The 1,960-nt window shown below is 63.8% G+C and carries 4 protein-coding genes; all 4 read right to left on the reverse strand.

Going from position 1 to position 1,960, the window contains the following annotated elements; translation table 11 throughout:
* Nucleotides 1-391: NAD(P)-dependent oxidoreductase (locus JNL55_RS21565; RefSeq protein ID WP_293858694.1), on the reverse strand; the 391-nt coding region annotated here is incomplete at its 3' end.
* Nucleotides 388-852 carry a DUF4124 domain-containing protein gene (locus tag JNL55_RS21570; protein ID WP_293858697.1) on the reverse strand — a complete coding sequence of 155 codons (465 nt, stop codon included), beginning with the start codon at nucleotides 850-852 and terminating at the stop codon, nucleotides 388-390. The genes JNL55_RS21570 and JNL55_RS21565, both read right to left, overlap by 4 nt.
* Before the next feature lie 29 nt (nucleotides 853-881).
* Nucleotides 882-1,220, reverse strand: coding sequence for a P-II family nitrogen regulator (locus JNL55_RS21575; protein ID WP_293858700.1), 339 nt, complete (start codon nucleotides 1,218-1,220; stop codon nucleotides 882-884).
* A 218-nt stretch (nucleotides 1,221-1,438) separates the two neighbouring features.
* Nucleotides 1,439-1,960: ammonium transporter (locus JNL55_RS21580; protein WP_415923134.1), on the reverse strand; the 522-nt coding region annotated here is incomplete at its 5' end.

Consider the following 1,960-nt stretch of genomic DNA (forward strand, 5'->3'; position numbering starts at 1 on the left):
TGCCGTCGCGCGCACCTTCAGTACCGCCGCTCACAGGAGCGTCGAGAAAATAAGCGCCGGCCGCACGCAATCGATGAGCGGCAGTGCGCGCGGTGTCAGCACTGATGGTGGAACAGTCGATGACGATGGTGTCGCGCTTGATCGCGGGCAGCAGGTCGTCAATTACCGCGAGCACATCCGCATCGGCGGACACGCAGGTGACGATCACATCGCACAGTTCGATGAGGTCTGCGGGCTTGGCGACGGCCGTACAGCCGGTTTCGCTGGCAATGGCCGTTGCTTTCTCAGCGGTGCGATTCCACACCGCGCTCAACAGACCGTGTTTATGGAGATTACGAGACATGCCCAGGCCCATGGCGCCCAGGCCAACGAATCCAGCTCGCAGGGTCACTTGCACATCACTTCCATGGAGGCTTTCGCGGAGGCGCGTGCGGCGTCGAGTTCGGTGTCGCTCAGATAACGGCGTTCGCCGTCCTTGCCAGTTTCATACAAGCGCTGCGATTTCATGTAGCCATCGTAGCGTTCGCGCGCCTTAGTGCAACCGTCAGCCTTGTCCTGCGCGGTCTTTTCGGGCGACGCGGGTGGCGGTTGACCCGGGGGCTGGTTGGCCGGGGCGTTGTTACGCGCCGAGCTGTCGGCTGCGCGTTTGACCGCGGCTTCCGAGCGCTCCTGCGCAGCGACCGCGTCGGTACGCTGAGATTTGACGTTGAGCCGTTCCGCCGGCAATGAAGGCGGCTTGTCGGTGAACTGCGTGTTGCCCTTGGCGTCGGTGTACTTGTAGACATCGGCGGCCGCCGTGCCGGCAGCCAGCGAGGCCGCGGCCAGAGTCAGCAACAGTAAGGGTTTGAACATGGCTGTCTCCACAGTAATCAATCGCCGGCTCAAATTGCCCGAGCGTCGGTTTCGCCGGTGCGGATCCGGACCGCATGACCCAGCGGGATGACGAAGATCTTGCCGTCGCCGATGCGGCCGGTATTGGCGACCTGCACGATGGTCTCCAGCACCTGCTCCACCCGGTCGTCGTCGATGGCCACTTCGATCTTGCACTTGGGCAGGAAGTCGACGACGTATTCGGCACCGCGATACAGCTCAGTGTGCCCGCGCTGACGGCCAAAGCCTTTGACTTCCGTCACCGTTACGCCGGCTACCCCGGCTTCCGACAGCGCCTCACGCACCTCGTCCACTTTGAAGGGCTTGATGATGGCGATTACCAGTTTCACGCCGCGGTCCTATGTAAAGAACCGCGGCAGTTTAGCAGGACGAGTCCCGGCCAGGGATTAAGACAGTCCCCGTCAAGGGGCCAGACTGAGGACTACATCACGTTGCGGGCCCATGGCCTGAGCCTCCGGGCCTGACACAAAAGAAAACGGGCGCCGTAGCGCCCGCTCTCCTACCCATGCCGGGCCGGCGGCTCGAGGCCGCCGGCTGCCCTGCTCACTTAGATGTTGTAGCCGCGCTCGTCGTGCAGCGAGAGGTCCAGGCCCTCTTCTTCCTGCTCGGCGGAGACACGCAGACCGATGATCGCGTCGACGATCTTGAGAATGATGACCGTTGCGATGCCGGTGTAAACCAGCGTGAACAGCACGCCCTTGGTCTGGATCCACATCTGGCTGGCGATGGTGGCGCCTTCCGCCGGGCTCCACACACCGCCCATGCTCGGGAAGGCGAAGATGCCGGTCAGGATGGCACCGACGATACCGCCGATGCAGTGGACGCCGAACACGTCGAGCGAGTCGTCGTAGCCGAGGGTGCGCTTCAGCTTGGTGGAGGCCAGGAAGCACAACACGCCTGCGGCGATACCGATGACCAGCGCGCCAGTCGGACCGACCGTACCGGCCGCCGGGGTGATGCCGACCAGACCCGCGACCGCACCAGACACGATGCCGAGCAGCGAAGGCTTACCGTGAGAGATCCACTCCGCGAACATCCAGGCCAGCGCCGCGGTGCCCGTGCAGATCTG

Source organism: Steroidobacter sp. (assembly GCF_016790065.1).
GTDB lineage: Bacteria > Pseudomonadota > Gammaproteobacteria > Steroidobacterales > Steroidobacteraceae > Steroidobacter.